Annotated in this window: 15 protein-coding genes and 1 pseudogene; 11 read left to right on the top strand and 5 right to left on the bottom strand. The window is 62.0% G+C overall.

Annotated features, from left to right (window positions below; translation table 11 throughout):
- Nucleotides 1-2,469 carry an ATP-dependent Clp protease ATP-binding subunit ClpA gene (gene clpA, locus NKH60_RS13315; RefSeq protein WP_352448808.1) on the top strand — a complete coding sequence of 823 codons (2,469 nt, stop codon included), beginning with the start codon at nucleotides 1-3 and terminating at the stop codon, nucleotides 2,467-2,469.
- Nucleotides 2,470-2,562: 93 nt separating this feature from the next.
- Here clpA and NKH60_RS13320 read toward each other — a convergent pair whose 3' ends face one another.
- From NKH60_RS13320 to NKH60_RS13335, 4 genes are all read right to left on the bottom strand, one after another.
- Nucleotides 2,563-2,994, bottom strand: a complete 432-nt coding sequence (locus NKH60_RS13320; RefSeq protein ID WP_352872397.1) for an HIT family protein — start codon at nucleotides 2,992-2,994, stop codon at nucleotides 2,563-2,565.
- Between the two features lie 120 nt (nucleotides 2,995-3,114).
- Nucleotides 3,115-4,329, bottom strand: a complete 1,215-nt coding sequence (locus NKH60_RS13325; protein ID WP_352872399.1) for a GNAT family N-acetyltransferase — start codon at nucleotides 4,327-4,329, stop codon at nucleotides 3,115-3,117.
- Between the two features lie 40 nt (nucleotides 4,330-4,369).
- Nucleotides 4,370-5,098, bottom strand: a complete 729-nt coding sequence (locus tag NKH60_RS13330; protein ID WP_352833057.1) for a glycerophosphodiester phosphodiesterase — start codon at nucleotides 5,096-5,098, stop codon at nucleotides 4,370-4,372.
- Nucleotides 5,099-5,112: 14 nt separating this feature from the next.
- Nucleotides 5,113-5,577: a RidA family protein gene (locus NKH60_RS13335; RefSeq protein ID WP_352448812.1), complete on the bottom strand. Its 465-nt coding sequence runs from the start codon at nucleotides 5,575-5,577 to the stop codon at nucleotides 5,113-5,115.
- 138 nt (nucleotides 5,578-5,715) lie between these two features.
- Here NKH60_RS13335 and NKH60_RS13340 point away from each other — a divergent pair, with 138 nt between their 5' ends.
- The 5 genes from NKH60_RS13340 to tsf all read left to right on the top strand — a co-directional run bounded on the left by NKH60_RS13340 (nucleotide 5,716) and on the right by tsf (nucleotide 10,343).
- Nucleotides 5,716-6,543: a cell envelope integrity EipB family protein gene (locus NKH60_RS13340; protein ID WP_023674927.1), complete on the top strand. Its 828-nt coding sequence runs from the start codon at nucleotides 5,716-5,718 to the stop codon at nucleotides 6,541-6,543.
- A 135-nt stretch (nucleotides 6,544-6,678) separates the two neighbouring features.
- The gene (locus NKH60_RS13345) at nucleotides 6,679-7,977 is read left to right on the top strand and encodes a lysophospholipid acyltransferase family protein (RefSeq protein WP_352872402.1); all 1,299 of its coding nucleotides are present in this window, start codon (nucleotides 6,679-6,681) and stop codon (nucleotides 7,975-7,977) included.
- A 42-nt stretch (nucleotides 7,978-8,019) separates the two neighbouring features.
- Entirely contained in the window at nucleotides 8,020-8,298 is a 279-nt protein-coding gene (locus NKH60_RS13350) for a DUF4031 domain-containing protein (protein ID WP_352540673.1), read from the top strand.
- A 204-nt stretch (nucleotides 8,299-8,502) separates the two neighbouring features.
- Nucleotides 8,503-9,300, top strand: a complete 798-nt coding sequence (gene rpsB / locus NKH60_RS13355) for a 30S ribosomal protein S2 (RefSeq protein WP_352872404.1) — start codon at nucleotides 8,503-8,505, stop codon at nucleotides 9,298-9,300.
- 119 nt (nucleotides 9,301-9,419) lie between these two features.
- A complete protein-coding gene (gene tsf, locus NKH60_RS13360) occupies nucleotides 9,420-10,343 on the top strand; it encodes a translation elongation factor Ts (RefSeq protein WP_352471655.1) in 924 nt (307 codons plus the stop codon).
- Here the strand turns inward: tsf and NKH60_RS13365 are convergent.
- Nucleotides 10,333-11,283 carry a LysR family transcriptional regulator gene (locus NKH60_RS13365; protein WP_352872406.1) on the bottom strand — a complete coding sequence of 317 codons (951 nt, stop codon included), beginning with the start codon at nucleotides 11,281-11,283 and terminating at the stop codon, nucleotides 10,333-10,335. The genes tsf and NKH60_RS13365 overlap by 11 nt on opposite strands.
- 114 nt (nucleotides 11,284-11,397) lie before the next feature.
- On the opposite strand from NKH60_RS13365, the gene NKH60_RS13370 reads away from it, so the two are divergent.
- The 5 genes and pseudogenes from NKH60_RS13370 (at nucleotide 11,398) to NKH60_RS13390 (ending at nucleotide 15,242) form a co-directional block, all read left to right on the top strand.
- Nucleotides 11,398-11,826, top strand: a complete 429-nt coding sequence (locus NKH60_RS13370; protein WP_352872408.1) for a nuclear transport factor 2 family protein — start codon at nucleotides 11,398-11,400, stop codon at nucleotides 11,824-11,826.
- Nucleotides 11,827-11,880: 54 nt separating this feature from the next.
- Nucleotides 11,881-12,986 (top strand): annotated as a pseudogene (locus tag NKH60_RS13375) (aldo/keto reductase).
- Nucleotides 12,987-13,118: 132 nt separating this feature from the next.
- Nucleotides 13,119-13,841, top strand: coding sequence for a UMP kinase (pyrH, locus tag NKH60_RS13380; RefSeq protein WP_023674934.1), 723 nt, complete (start codon nucleotides 13,119-13,121; stop codon nucleotides 13,839-13,841).
- 91 nt (nucleotides 13,842-13,932) lie between these two features.
- Entirely contained in the window at nucleotides 13,933-14,487 is a 555-nt protein-coding gene (gene frr, locus NKH60_RS13385) for a ribosome recycling factor (RefSeq protein ID WP_084640965.1), read from the top strand.
- 32 nt (nucleotides 14,488-14,519) lie between these two features.
- Nucleotides 14,520-15,242, top strand: coding sequence for an isoprenyl transferase (locus tag NKH60_RS13390; RefSeq protein WP_023674936.1), 723 nt, complete (start codon nucleotides 14,520-14,522; stop codon nucleotides 15,240-15,242).
- Nucleotides 15,243-15,244: the final 2 nt, after the last annotated feature.

The raw sequence follows: 15,244 nt of genomic DNA on the forward strand, positions 1-15,244 counted from the left end.
ATGCCGGCTTTCTCCCAAGGCCTGGAAAAGGCGCTTCACCAAGCGCTGACGCTCGCCAATGAGCGGCACCATGAATATGCAACCCTTGAACATTTGCTGCTCGCCCTGATCGACGACACCGAGGCGGCCGCTGTCATGCGTGCCTGCAACGTCGATCTCGACGAGTTGAAGCATACGGTCCTCACCTATATCGACACCGAGCTCGACAACCTCGTCACCGGCTACGATGAAGATTCCAAGCCGACTGCCGGTTTCCAGCGCGTCATCCAGCGCGCGGTGATCCATGTGCAGTCGTCAGGCCGCGAGGAAGTGTCCGGCGCCAACGTGCTCGTCGCCATCTTCGCCGAGCGCGAGAGCCACGCCGCTTACTTCCTGCAGGAACAGCAGATGACCCGCTACGACGCGGTCAACTACATCTCGCATGGCATCGCCAAGCGCCCCGGCGCTTCCGAGACGCGGACGCCGCGCGGCGCCGACGACGAGCAAGGCAGCCAGAGCGGAGCCGAGCCGCAAGAGGAAGGCGGCAAGAAGAAGCAGCAGCAGGACGCGCTGACTGCCTATTGCGTCAACCTGAACAACAAGGCCAAGGCCGGCAAGATCGATCCATTGATCGGTCGCGAGAGCGAGATCAACCGGACCATCCAGGTGCTGTGCCGCCGCTCCAAGAACAACCCGCTCTATGTCGGTGATCCTGGCGTCGGCAAGACGGCAATCGCCGAAGGCCTCGCCAAGCGCATCGTCGAGGGCGACGTTCCCGAAGTGCTGCACAATGCCACCATCTTCGCGCTCGACATGGGCACGTTGCTGGCCGGCACCCGCTATCGCGGCGATTTCGAGGAGCGGCTGAAGCAGGTCGTCAAGGAGCTCGAGGATTATCCCGGCGCCGTGCTGTTCATCGACGAAATCCACACGGTGATCGGGGCGGGGGCCACCTCCGGCGGGGCCATGGATGCGTCGAACCTGTTGAAGCCGGCGCTGTCTTCGGGCGCGATCCGCTGCATCGGCTCGACCACCTACAAGGAGTTCCGCCAGTTCTTCGAGAAGGACCGCGCGCTGGTGCGGCGCTTCCAGAAGATCGACGTCAACGAGCCGACTGTCGAGGACGCCATCGAGATCATGAAGGGCCTCAAGCCCTATTTCGAGGAGTTCCACAAGGTCCGCTACACGAGCGAGGCGATCAAGGCTTCGGTCGAGCTCTCGGCGCGTTACATCAACGACCGCAAGCTGCCGGACAAGGCGATCGACGTGATCGACGAGACCGGCGCCTCGCAGATGCTCGTGCCGGAAGCCAAGCGCAAGAAGACCATCGGTATCAAGGAGATCGAAGCGACGATCGCCACGATGGCGCGTATCCCGCCGAAGACGGTTTCCGCCGACGACGAGAAGGTGCTGCAAGGCCTCGACATCGAGTTGAAGCGCGTCGTCTACGGCCAGGACACCGCGATCACCGCGCTGACTTCGGCCATCAAGCTGGCGCGGGCCGGCCTGCGGGAACCGGAAAAGCCGATCGGCTCGTACCTGTTCTCGGGTCCGACCGGTGTCGGCAAGACGGAAGTGGCCAAGCAACTCGCCGCGTCGCTCGGCGTGGAGCTGATCCGCTTCGACATGTCGGAGTATATGGAACGCCACACCGTTTCGCGGCTGATCGGTGCCCCTCCCGGCTATGTCGGGTTCGACCAGGGCGGCCTTCTGACCGACGGCGTCGACCAGCATCCGCATTGCGTGCTGTTGCTGGACGAAGTCGAGAAGGCGCATCCGGACCTGTTCAACATCCTGTTGCAGGTCATGGACCACGGCAAGCTGACCGACCATAACGGCAAGCAGATCGACTTCCGCAATGTCATCCTGATCATGACCACCAATGCGGGCGCGTCCGATGCGCAGCGCGCGGCCATCGGTTTCGGTTCGACCAAGCGCGAAGGCGACGATGTCGAAGCGATCAACCGGCTGTTCACGCCGGAGTTCCGCAACCGTCTCGATGCGATCATTCCGTTCGGCTCGCTGCCGGTGCCGGTCATCCATCAGGTGGTGCAGAAGTTCGTCATGCAGCTGGAAGCGCAGCTTTCCGAGCGCGGCGTGACATTCGACCTGTCGCAGGATGCAATCGCATGGCTGGCCGACAAGGGCTATGACGAGCGCATGGGCGCCCGGCCGCTTGGCCGTGTCATCCAGGAGCACATCAAGAAGCCGCTGGCCGACGAGGTGCTGTTCGGCAAGCTCAAGAAGGGCGGCACGGTGCGTGTCACCGTCGAGAAGAAGGAAACCGGCGAGACCGGCCTGAAGCTCGAATCGCTCGCCGACGAGGCGCCGGTGAAGCCGAAGAAGGAAGAGCCGGACGACGCGCCGAAGGCCAAGAAGGCGGTGGCGAAAAAGCCCGCCGCGAAAAAGGCGGTGGCGCAGAAGCCGGAGCCCAAAGGTAAGGACGGCGGCAAGCGCAGCCTTGTGCCGCAACTGCCGCGTAAGAACTGACGAACCAGCCAGTAAAAAAGCCCCGGAAACGGGGCTTTTTTTGTGACACCTTCCGGTTAACCGCCCGGCGCCCGCCAGAGCGGTTGCACCGGTTCAGCTTGCCAGCGCCATCCGTATCTTGCCGGCGTTTTCGACCAGGACTTCAGGCTTTTCCATCTGTCCGCTGTGCGGTTTCAGGGGAATGCCCTCGAAGCGCGGAATGACATGGACGTGAAGGTGAAAGATAGTCTGCCCCGAAGCTGGTTCGTTGAACTGCATAACCGTGACGCCATCGGCATCGAAGGCCTTCTTTACGGCCCGCGCAACTTTCTGGACGTGAGCGAAGAGCGGGCCAAGCACCGCCGGATCCGCGTCAAGCAAGTTGCGCGACGGCGCTTTCGGCACCACCAGCGTGTGACCCTGTCCTTGCGGCATCACATCCATGAAGACAATGACCGCGTCATCCTCGTAGACGCGGTGCGAAGGGATTTCTCCGCGCAGGATTTTGGCGAAGATGTTGCTGCTGTCATAGGTTGCTTCGGCCATGGCGCGCGCTCCGGTTCTTGGCTCGCTGTCTGGTGTAGCGAAGCTGTTCCGGGCGGGCAAGACGATCGGTCGACATCGGCCGTGCCGGCCCGCTCGGCTGAGCGATTGGGGCTCGCTACTCTACTCCGCCATGTCCTTGCGGAACGGGGTGTGCTCTTCCAGATATTCGCTCATCCGCTCGACTTCGCGCCGCTCGCGCTGGAGGTAGTCGGCCACTGCATTGCGCAGACCTGGATGGGCGATGTAGTGCGCCGAATGCATCGTCACGGGCCGGTAGCCGCGCGCCAGCTTGTGCTCGCCCTGCGCACCGGCTTCAACCACCTTCAGCTTGCGCGAGATGGCGAAATCGATCGCCTGATGGTAGCAGACCTCGAAATGCAGGAACGGGTGGTCCTCGATGCAGCCCCAATTGCGGCCGTAGAGCGCGTCTGAACCGATGAAGTTGATGGCACCTGCAATGTAGCGCCCGCTGCGTTTGGCCATGACCAGCAGGATGTCGTCGGCGATGCGTTCGCCGATAAGTGAGAAGAAATCGCGGTTGAGGTAGGGCCGGCCCCATTTCCTGCTGCCGGTATCCATGTAGAACGCGAAAAAGTCGTCCCAGGCCTTTTCGGTCAGATCCTTGCCGGTCAGCCAGTCGATCGAGATGCCGTCGGCGAGGGCCTCGCGCCGCTCTTTCTTCATTGCCTTGCGCTTGCGCGAGGCTAACGTTGTGAGAAAATCGTTGTAGCTCGAAAAGCCTTCGTTGAAGAAGTGAAACTGCTGGTCGGTGCGATGCAGGAAGCCGGCCGCCGCCAATACCTGGACGTCGTCCTCCGGCGCGAAAGTAACATGCGCGGAAGACACGCCGAGCTTATCCGTCACCGCCTTCAGGCCGGTCGCAAGACCGGCCTTGACGGTGGGGATGTCCTCGCCCCTGCCGACCAGCAGGCGAGGGCCGGTGACGGGTGTGAACGGCACCGCGCATTGCAGCTTCGGATAGTAGCGCCCGCCGGCGCGTTCGAACGCGTCCGACCAGCCATGGTCGAAGACATATTCGCCCTGGCTGTGCGACTTCAGATAGCAGGGGACCGCTCCGAGCAACATGCCTCGCGCGGTTTCCAGCCTGAGGTGATGGCCTTGCCAGCCTGTGCGCCGAACAGCGCAGCCGGAATCTTCCAGCGCGCTCAAAAAAGCGAATGAGACAAGCGGGTTGTAGCCGTATTCTGCATCGCCGCGTGTAGTGCCGCCGAGGCTGTCCCATTCAGCGCTGGTAAAAGCGCCGATGCCCGCGGCGATGCGGATCGACAGCTCCGCATTCGCCGTTTGTCTTTCACAGTCGTCCCCTTGATCCATGAGGCTTACTTAAGCTCGCTGCGGACCCATACAAGCCCGCTCAGGCAAGCCGTACCAGATCGGGCTCGAATCCTTCGAACGTCATCTGGTCGGCATATTTGAAGGTCAGGTCGACGGCAGGCTGGTCGTGCACGGTCCAGGTGATCACCGGCATACCGAGTCTCTCTCGCACGAAGGAGACGAACCGGTTCGGCAGGTCGCCGGCAGCGTAGGAGGTGAAGGCGATGTCATGCGCCAGCATGGCGAAATGCGCCTCGATCAGGTGGTTGTCGTTGCCGTAGGCGGTCAACCCGCCGGGTATGCCGGGTGCATATTTCGGGAACTCGCGGATCAGCCAATGGTCGAACGACATGATCGCGGTCTTGCTCTTGTAATGCTTGAGCATCTTGCCGACGCTTTCGACCAGGCCTTCGTCATGCCCGGCAGCACCTTTCAGCTCGACAACCATCGGCACACGGCCGTCGACCAGATCAAGCGCCTGCTGCAGCGTCGGCAAATGGTCGGCGGTGCCGCCGACCTTCAGCGCCGTGATCTCGGCAGCCGTACGCTGCCAGACGAAGCCGTCCTCGCCGGTCAGCCGCCGCAGATCGCCATCGTGGATGATGACGGGGACGCCGTCGGATGATAGGTGCACGTCGCATTCGATCGCGTAGCCGCGCTCGGCCGCCGCAGCGAAGGCGGAAAGGGTGTTCTCCCAGCGCGTCTTGTTCATGTCGTGGAGGCCGCGATGGGCGACGGGCCGGGCGGTCAGCCAGGAAAGATCGGTCATGGTTGCAGTCCCGGTCATTCGACTTCGAAGATCGCTTCGATTTCCACTGCGGCATTAAGCGGCAGGGAGGCGGTGCCGACGGCGGAGCGAGCGTGCTTGCCGCGATCGCCGAGCACGGCGGCGAGAAAATCCGAGGCGCCGTTGGCAACCAGATGCTGTTCGACAAAATCCGGTGCCGAGGCGACGAAGACGGTGATCTTCACCAAGCGACGGATTTTCTCGAGATCGCCAAGTGCCGCCTGAGCCTGGGCCAATATGTTGATCGCACAGTATTTTGCGGCTTCCTTGCCGGTCGCGGTGTCGACATCGCGGCCAAGCAGTCCGCTCGCCTGGAGCTTGCCCTCCTTGAGCGGCAACTGCCCGGCGGTGAACAGCAGATTGCCGGTCCGGCAATAGGGCACGTAATTGGCGGCGGGCGCGGCGGCGGCCGGCAGCGTCACGCCGAGATCGCTTAGCCGCTTTTCGATTGTTTCGCTCATGCTATTTCCCTATTGCTTGAAGGTGCCGCGCAGGCCGGGCCGAAATTGCTATTTTTGCCTCGCTTCCGCCACGACTTTTTTTAAGCTGGACCATCTTTCCATGCGGCTTGCCATTAGCCGCGATGATCGGAGCACCCCATGCGCGCAACGCGCCTCGCATTCAACGCCGTTCTCTTGACAGCGGCTTCCTGGGCGGCTCCCGCTTTTGCGGTGCCTGCGCTGCAGGCGCATCGTGCTGTTTACGACATTTCACTCGACAAGGCTTCAGACCGTTCCGGCATTACCGGCATCACCGGCCGCATGGTCTACGAGTTCAACGGCTCGCCTTGCGAGGGCTATACGGTAAAGTTTCGTTTGGTGACCCAGATCGTAACCAGCGACAACACCAGGCTGACCGACCAGCAGATGACCACCTTCGAGGATGCCGAGGGCAAGACCTTCTCCTTCGTGAACAAATCCTTTGTCGACCAGAACCTCGACAAGGAGGTCAAGGGTACCGCAACGAAGGAAGCCAACGGTCTCAAGGTCGATATCGACAAGCCCGAGAAGAACAGCCTGGAACTCGCGCCGACCCAGTTCCCGACCCAGCAAATGGTCGAAATGATCGGCAAGGCGGAAAAGGGCGAGCGTTTCTACGAAACCAACCTGTTCGACGGCTCTGAGGATGCCAACAAGGTGGTGACCACCACCGTCGTCGTCGGCAAGCAAGCCGATGCCGACAATGCCGATCCGGAAGCGCCGGCGCTGGCCAAGCTCGCCACCGACAAATACTGGCCGGTCGACATCGCCTATTTCGATGATGCCGACAAAGGCGGCGAGGAGGTGCCGGAATACCGGATCAGCTTCAAGCTGCACAAGAACGGCATCACGCGCGATCTCGTCATGGACTATGGCGAGTTCTCGATGACCGGCAAATTGGTCAATCTGTCACTGTTCGATCAGCCAAAGACCTGCCCGTCTAAATAAGCTCGAGTGAACGGCAAGCCGCCGGCCGCTATCCGGGATAGTAGCGCTTAATCTTGCGCGGCAAGTCGCATCGACTTGAGCATGCCGCAATTGCCTATCAACGTCTTATGACGGTATGCGCCGCGGGGGAGCAGGTTGAGCAGGATCGACGTTTTTGTGGCGCCGCGGCCCAATGCGACGCTGATCAACGCCATGACATTCGTCAACCGGATTGTCATGCTGCACGGCATTCCAGGCTTTCGCGACCTGTTGCCATTCAACCGTCTGGCCGGTTTGCGCGGCGTCGCCAACGTCCGCCACATCGATTTTCCAGAGGATGACCGGCAAAGGCTGAAGGCTTGTTGCGGCGCGGGCAAGGCGACGTTCATCACGCCCAACCATCCCGAATTCTTTACCGACTGGATGATCGACAAGGAGGTCGTCTCGCGGGTGAGCCCGCTGGCGGCATCCTGGGCCACGCACGGCGTCGTCAACGGGCTTGGCCGGCTGATGCAGAAATTCTGGTTGGCCAACAATCTGATCGCGCAAATCCCGGGCAACAGCGCGGCCGCCAAGGAACATTCGGTGGCCTGGGCGCTGAAGGGGCACGGCGTGCTCCTGCATCCCGAAGGCGGTGTCGGCTGGCATGCCAACATCATTGCCCCGCTGCTGCCGGGCGCGGTCGAAATGGGGTTCGAGGCGTTGAAGCGCGGCCGCCTGACGGATCCGGATTTCAAGGTTTGGATCGCGCCCGTGATCTGGAAGCTTGCTTTCACGGGGAATGTCGAGGCAGCGCTGGCAAAGGAATGCGCCTATGTCGAGCACAGCCTGAAAATCGAACGCCGTGCCGCCGATTCGCTGCCGGAGCGCATCCATCATATCTATGCGACGTTGCTGTCTCGCGATGAGGCTGCATATGGCCTGCGGTCCGATGAGCGGGCTTCGTATGACGCACGTCAAAAGGACCTGCTGACCGAACTCGGCCGTCGCCTTGCCGAACTTGTCTCGGTCGACGCCGGCACGCTCGACAATGCCGACCTTTTGCGCCGTTCGCGGCGCTGGCTGCGGGAAAGCACGGATGGCAGCGGAAGCCAGAAGCAGGTCCGAACGCTGGCAGATGCGATCCAGCGCCTGCAGCGTGTCGGGCCGTGGGCCTCAGCCAACCCGCGCATCACGCAGGAGGAGATCGCCGAACATTTGAAGCGGATCCGCAACGATTATTGCAAGGGTACGCTGCGCGATGCGATCAACCGTTTCGTGCCGCAGCCGGCAGGCCCACGTCGCGCCTATGTCCGGGTACCGGAGCCGCTAGGCTTGCACGCCTATCAAGGCTCCGTCGAGGAGGCACTCGCCGAACTGCACGACCGGATGCAGGAGACCGTCACCAGGACGATGACGCAACTCGAGGCTGGCGGCGGCTTCATTTTCTATGCCAATCCCTTCTATCATCGTTAGCGGTGTGTTGGTCGGCGCAAGATGAAGGAGTGCGGCAAGCCTGTGGCGGTCTATGTCGATGCGGCGATCTGGAAATGGGTCGGCCACCGCTGGTGTCATCTGCTGGCAGACGACACCGACGAGCTGCATCGCTTTGCCGGGCAGCTCGGCATCAAGCGCGCGTCCTACCAAGGACCGCCAAAGACATCCGCGCCGCACTATGACATAACCGGGTTCGAGCGCGACCGCGCAGTGCGGTTAGGCGCCATCGAGTGCAGCCGCGAGGAGATCGTCGCCGTTTTCCGGCGTGTGCGGGTGCCGAAGGGGAAGATGCGGCAATGACACCGGTGCGCTGATCGCCGCACGCTGAGCCGCAAGACGCCACAGCGCTTGCGTTTGTCGCGCTTCCCCTCTATATGCGCGCTCATTCCACACACGGACTTTGGTGTCTGCCCGGGAGAAATCCGGCTGAAACCTCCGGTGGCGTTCGAGGACAAAGTCCAAAAATGCCTGTGTCCGTGGAGGCTAACCGGAAAGGAAATAAGAATGGCTCTGCCTGATTTCAGCATGCGCCAGCTATTGGAAGCTGGCATTCACTTCGGCCACCAGACCCACCGCTGGAACCCGAAAATGGCGCCCTATATCTACGGCGCCCGCAACAACATCCACATCATCGACCTCTCGCAGACAGTGCCTTTGCTGCACCAGGCGTTGAAGCAGGTTTCCGACACTGTTGCCAAGGGCGGCCGGGTGCTGTTCGTCGGCACCAAGCGCCAGGCCTCCGACATCGTCGCCGATGCCGCGCAGCGCTCGGCCCAGTACTATGTCAACTCGCGTTGGCTCGGCGGCATGCTGACCAACTGGAAGACGATCTCGAATTCCATCCAGCGCCTGCGCAAGCTCGACGAAATGCTGGCCGGCGAGGCTCAGGGCCTGACCAAGAAAGAGCGCCTCAACCTCGACCGCGAGCGTGAGAAGCTCGACAAGGCGCTGGGCGGCATCAAGGATATGGGTTCGACGCCCGATTTGATGTTCGTGATCGACACTAACAAGGAAGCGATCGCCATTCTCGAGGCCAAGCGTCTCGGCATCCCGGTCATTGCCATCATCGATTCCAACTGCGACCCGGACAAGATCGACTTCCCGATCCCCGGCAATGACGACGCGGCCCGCGCCATCCAGCTGTATTGCGATCTGATCGCGAAGGCAGCTATCGACGGCATCGCCCGTCAGCAGGGCGCGCTCGGTGTCGATATCGGCGCATCGGTCGAGGCTCCGGTCGAGCCGGCGCTCGATCAGACCCCGGCCGCCGAGAGCCCGGCAGCCCAGACCCCGGAAGCATAGTAGCGAAGGCCGGCTGCGGCCTTCATCTTTCCAATATGTTGGCGCGGTAAGCGCTACCAGCACCAGGCGCATCATCGAAAATCGATGGTGCGTCAGTGCATTTAGACAAAGAGGCGACAATGAGCATTTCGGCTGCACAGGTCAAAGAACTCCGCGACTTGACCGGCGCGGGCATGATGGACTGCAAGGCGGCGTTGAACGAGACCAACGGCAATATGGAAGAAGCCATCGACTGGCTGCGCAAGAAGGGCATTTCAAAGGCCGACAAGAAGGCTGGCCGTACCGCTGCCGAAGGCCTGATCGGCGTAGATTCCGGCGTCCGCGAGGCAGCGATCGTCGAGGTCAATTCCGAGACGGACTTCGTTGCCCGCAATGCTGCGTTCCAGGAGATCGTCGCCAATGTCGCGAAGGTCGCGCTTGCCTATGGCGGCAAGACCGAGGCCGTTGCCGCCGCTCCCTATCCGGGATCGGGCAAATCGGTCGCCGAGACCATCAAGGACGCTGTCGGCACCATCGGTGAGAATCTGGGCTTCCGCCGCTCGGCCAAGCTCACGGTCGAGCACGGCGCTGTCGCAACCTACGTTCACAATGCGGTCGCCGACGGCCTTGGCAAGCTCGGCGTGCTGGTGGCCATCGAGACGACGGGCAACGCGCATGCCGCCAACGCCTTCGCCCGTCAGGTTGCCATGCATGTCGCTGCCACCAATCCGATGGCCCTGACCACCGAAGAGCTCGATCCGGCCGCAGTGGAACGCGAGAAGGCGATCTTCGCCGACCAGGCGCGCCAGTCCGGCAAGCCGGAAGCGATCATCGAGAAGATGGTCGAAGGCCGTTTGCGCAAGTTCTATGAAGAGGTCGTGCTGCTCAAGCAGGCTTTCGTGCTCAATCCCGACATTACCGTCGAGAAGGCGCTGAAGGATGCCGAGAGCGAAATAGGCGCGCCAGCCAAAATCGCTGCCTATCTGCGCTTCGCGCTCGGTGAGGGTATCGAGAAGGAAGAGACCGATTTCGCGGCGGAAGTCGCGGCAGCGGTCAAGAAGTAACTATTCGTTTGAGAGGCTTTTTTCGGCCGGGTATCCGCGAGGATGCCCGGCCGATTTCTTGCGCGGTGTCGATGAAGGCGCGGAGCTTCGGGGCCATCGCGGCGCGGCGCGGGAAATAGAGGAACAGTCCCGGTTCCTCGATCGATGCCTCGCCAAGGACTTCGACCAGCCGGCCTGCCTCGATGTCAGGCTTGACAAGCGGCTCGAACAGATAGGCGAGGCCGATGCCGGCAAGCGCCATTTCCCTTGCCGACAGCGGATCGCTGACGACCACGCTGCCGCGTGTCTCGACGCTGATATCCTTGCCCTGATCGGATAGATCCCAGTGATAGAGCGCACGTGATCGCAACAGCCGATAGCCGATGCAGTTGTGCACGGCGAGATCGGCCAACGCCCATGGCCGCCCGCGCCGGGCGACATAGGCCGGCGAGGCAACGATGATGCTGCGGAAAGGCCCTGTCAGTCGCACCGTCACCATATCCTCGGCGATCATCTCGCCCAGCCGGATGCCGGCGTCAAAACCCTCGCCGACGATATCGCTCAGACGTTCGTCGGTGACGATCTCCACCGTCACGTCAGGGTAACGTTCCGCCATCGCCGTCAGGATGGGCATCAGCGCCAGAGGCAGCGCCAAACGCGGCGCGTCGATCCTGAGCAGTCCGCTTGCCCGGCCTTTGACAGAGCGGATACGTTCGATCCGGTCGGCAATGTCTTCCAGCGCCGGCTCCGCCGCAGCGACAAGCGCGGTGCCAGCCTCGGTCAGCGAGACGCTGCGCGTGGTGCGGGCAAACAACGGCTGGCCGATTCGCTCCTCTACCAGCCGAACCGCATGGCTGACCGCTGACGGGCTCATGCCGAGCTCGGCGGCTGCCGGCGCGAAGCCGCCACGCCGCGCGACGGCAACGATTATAGGTAGGTGGCTAAGCAGATCGCGGTCCATTCATGCATGATATCGCATAGTCCATTCGGATAATGCAATCTTATCGGTGGGGAAAGGAGGGCGCATCTTTGGCTACATCACACGGCAATCGCCGAGCAGCCAAGGAGACGTCTAATGACCGACCTCGATTCCGGACGAACCCGTAATATCGAGACCGTGCGTAAATTCTTTGATCTGATGCACCGCAAGGACATTGAGGCATGGGGCGACCTTTGGGCTGAAGATGGCCGTATACTTGTCTTCTACCCGCCGGCAGGATTTGGAAACAGCATCGATGGTAAGGCCGCGATCCTGGCGGCCTTCCGAGGCCTCTTCGGTAATTTCGAATCCTTCGATTCGCAGCTGACAGCCATCTATCCGGCAGCGGATTCGGACGCGATCGTCGTTCAGTACAAGAACCGCGCGGTGCTGATCGGCGGCACTGAATACACCAACAGCAATATCGCGATTTTCCACTTCAAGAGCGGTCTGATCAGCGCCTACCACGATTATTTCGATCCGCGCCGCTTCCAGGTGGTGGTCGATGCGCTGGCCAAGGCCTGACTGCGTATCCCAGGCAAGACCTCAATCCCGCTTTTCAAACTTCAGGAGAAATCCATGACCATGTCCTACTACACGCTCGGCAACAGCGGGCTGCGTGTCACCCGCCTGGCGCTCGGCACCATGACGTTCGGCACGGAATGGGGCTGGGGCGCGGAGAAGGAAACCGCGCGCGCCTTGGTTGATGCCTATGTCGAAGCCGGTGGCAATTTCTTCGATACCGCCGATCTCTATACCGGTGGCACGGCCGAAACCTGGCTCGGCGAATTCATCGCCGAGCGTGGGCTGCGCGACAAGGCGGTGATCAGTACCAAATTCACCTACAACGCCGAACCGGGCAACCCGAACGCGGGGGGCAACGGCCGCAAGAACATCCTGCGAGCAGTAGACGGTTCGCTGAAGCGGCTCGGCACCGACTACATCGACCTCTACATCCTCCATACCTGGGACAGGCTGACGCCGCCGGAGGAGGTGATGCGGACGCTGGACGATCTGGTGCGCGCCGGAAAGATCCGGCATGTCGGCCTGTCCGACGTGCCGGCCTGGTACGCAAGCCGGGCGCAGGCCGTCGCCGAGCATCGCGGCTATGAACCGGTTTCGGCGCTTCAGCTCGAATATTCGCTGGCCGAGCGCAACATCGAGCACGAGTTCGTGCCGTTCGGCACGCGCTATGGCGCCGGAATCATGGTCTGGAGTCCATTGGCCAGCGGCCTGCTCAGCGGAAAATACCGTTTCGATACAATCGTCGAGGATGGTGGCCGGCTGGAGACAATGCGTGGTTCGACCAATCCCGGTTTCCAGAAATTCATCGATCGCAACTGGCAAATCGTCGCCGAACTGGAGAGGGTTGCCGGCCAGCTCGGCCGCAGCATGGCCCAGGTCGCCCTGAACTGGACGGCAAACAGGCCAGGCATGCGTCCGTCATCGTCGGCGCCACCAGGGTTGACCAGCTCAAGGACAATCTCGGCGCGCTTGATTTCGACATTCCCGAAGATCTTCGGGCACGGCTCGATGCGGTGAGCCGGCCGGTCACGCCCTTTCCGTATTCGTTCTTCGGCCCTGAAATACAAGGCGGCCTGACCAGTGGGCAGGCGGTTGGCGGTAAGCCGGCAAGCTATCTGCCGGATCTGCTCATGCGAGGCACTTTTGCCGGCGTGAGCTGACGGCTATCCCGGTCCACGATCTCAACTTTCCGGCTCGGGCGCCGCGTGACATCGCGGCGCCCTTCGTGTATCGGAACGCCCAGTGTTTCGGGGCGCACCGAAACGCGTCACACGCACGATGACGAGGACCAGATGACGGTGAAGCCCCTCTACCGACGTGTCTTGCTGAAAGCGTCGGGCGAAGCGTTGATGGGCGAGCAGCATTTCGGCATCGACGTATCGGTGGTCGACCGCATCGCCGCCGACATCGCCGAGGCCCGCGCATTGGGCATCGAAGTCGGTGTCGTCATAGGCGGCGGCAACATCTTCCGTGGCGTCGCGGTTGCGTCAAAAGGCGGAGACCGCGTCACCGGCGACCATATGGGCATGCTTGCCACGGTTATCAATTCGCTGGCGCTGCGCACCTCGCTCAACAAGATCGGCGTCGACGCCGTGGTGCTGTCGGCGATCGCCATGCCCGAGCTTTGCGAAAGTTTTTCGCAGCGTCAGGCGACCGCCTACATGAACCAGGGCAAGGTCGTCATCTTCGCCGGCGGCACCGGCAATCCGTTCTTCACCACCGATTCGGCTGCAGCCCTTCGCGCCGCCGAGATCGGCGCCGATGCTCTGTTCAAGGGCACCCAGGTCGATGGTGTCTATTCGGCTGATCCCAAGAAGGACCCGCATGCGACACGTTTCGAGCGGATCAGCCATGACGAAGTCATCAAACGCGGGCTTTCGATCATGGATACGGCGGCGATTGCACTTGCGCGCGAAAACAACATTCCGATAATCGTCTATTCGATCCACGAGAAGGGTGGCTTCGGCGATATCCTGAGGGGCGGCGGCCGTTGCACGGTTGTCGCAGACGATTGACCGGACCATGAACCCGAAAGGGACCGGTTGCGGATGAGGCTCGAACAGGGCCTAAGCAGTGAACCCGGGTTAACGGGTCGAGGAGACGATGATGAGTGGCGAGTACGACGATCTCAAACGGCGGATGGACGGGGCGATCGCCGCGTTCAAGCATGATCTGGCTTCGCTGCGCACCGGCCGCGCGTCGAGCAACCTGCTCGATGCCGTCCAGGTGCAGGCCTATGGCACCACCATGCCGATCAACCAGGTGGCAACAGTGTCGGTGCCGGAACCGCGCATGATTTCGGTTTCGGTCTGGGACAAGTCGATGGTCAGCGCAGTCGACCGCGCCATCCGTGAAGCCAATCTCGGCTTCAATCCTATCGTCGACGGTACCAATCTCAGGATTCCGCTGCCCGAGCTCAACGAACAGCGCCGCAAGGAGCTGGTCAAGATCTCGCACGGTTATGCCGAGAATGCCCGCGTCGCCGCACGCCACGTTCGCCGGGACGGCATGGACTTTCTGAAAAAGGCGGAAAAGGACGGCGACATCAGTGAGGACGACCATCGCAAACGGGCCGACCAAGTTCAGAAACTGACCGACGAGACAATCAGCACCATCGACCACCTGCTTTCCGACAAGGAAGCGGAAATCATGCAGGTCTAGGGTCTGGCCACGCCTGGCCCGGAAGCGAGAATATGGCAACGCCCGCGCATGTCGCGATCATCATGGACGGAAACGGACGCTGGGCCAAGGCGCGCGGCTTACCGCGGCTGGCCGGTCACCGCGCCGGCGTCGAGGCGCTGCGCAAGACAGTGCGCGCCGCCCCCGGCCTCGGCATCTCCTTCCTGACCGTCTACGCTTTTTCGTCGGAAAACTGGTCACGGCCGAAATCCGAAGTCAGCGACCTCATGGGCCTGCTGAAGCTTTTCATCCGACGTGACCTCGCCGAGCTGCACCAGAGTGGGGTGCGGATCAGGGTCATCGGTGACAGGGCAGGGCTGCAGCCCGACATAAGGGGGCTGCTCGAGGAAGCCGAAACGCTCACTCTCAGCAACGAGGCGCTGACACTGGTCATTGCCTTCAATTACGGCGGGCGCGACGAGATCGTGCGCACCGCGCGCAAGCTCGCAGCGGCGGTGGCGCGCGGTGAGATCGAGAGCGAGGCGATCACGGCCGATTCCTTTGCCAGCTCGCTCGATACAGAGGGCATTCCGGACCCGGAATTGGTCATCCGCACCAGCGGCGAGCTTCGGCTGTCCAACTTCCTGTTATGGCAGGCCGCCTATAGCGAACTCGTTTTCCTGCCTTGCTACTGGCCCGACTTCAGTCGCGAGCACCTGTCCGATGCACTGCGCGATTTCGCCGGCCGCGAGCGCCGCTTCGGCGGACTTGCCGCCCAAGATGTCGCCTCAGGCTGAGG

The sequence above is a fragment of the Mesorhizobium sp. M1006 genome, assembly GCF_040318825.1.
Classification (GTDB): Bacteria; Pseudomonadota; Alphaproteobacteria; order Rhizobiales; family Rhizobiaceae; genus Mesorhizobium.